At 45.2% G+C, this 509-nt stretch carries 1 protein-coding gene; it reads left to right on the forward strand.

Annotated elements, in window-relative coordinates:
* Positions 1-509: response regulator (locus R7Z77_RS28645; protein ID WP_318137472.1), on the forward strand; the 509-nt coding region annotated here is incomplete at both ends.

A 509-nucleotide genomic window follows, 5' to 3' on the forward strand; every position in this document is an offset into this window, starting at 1 on the left:
TCCGGTACGTAACATCATCAATACCGCATGGACTGAAATTCAGCCGCCGCCATCGACTTCTGGACGCTCTAACTACCTCACAGCTATCACCCAAGTGAAAGATGGTGATACTTCTCAAATCGTTGAGATTATTGACGTTGAGAAAGTGTTGGCGGAAATCGTTCATTATGATGTCACTATCTCAGAAGATATCTTAGATCACGACTTATCGCAGTCGATGGTTGGACGTAACGTTCTTATCGTAGACGACTCTTCGACAGCAAGAAACCAAGTACGTGACACCCTTTCTCAATTGGGTATGAACATCATCGAGTGCCGAGATGGTTTAGAGGCATTAACGGTGCTCAAACGTTGGTGTGATGAAGGTCGTGATGTTGAAAAAGAGCTGTTAATGATGATCACGGACGCTGAAATGCCAGAGATGGATGGTTACAAATTGACTCACGAAGTCCGTAGCGATCCTCGTATGTCGAAGTTGTTCATCACGTTGAACACGTCACTCAGCGGTA

Source organism: Vibrio sp. 1401 (genome assembly GCF_033340295.1).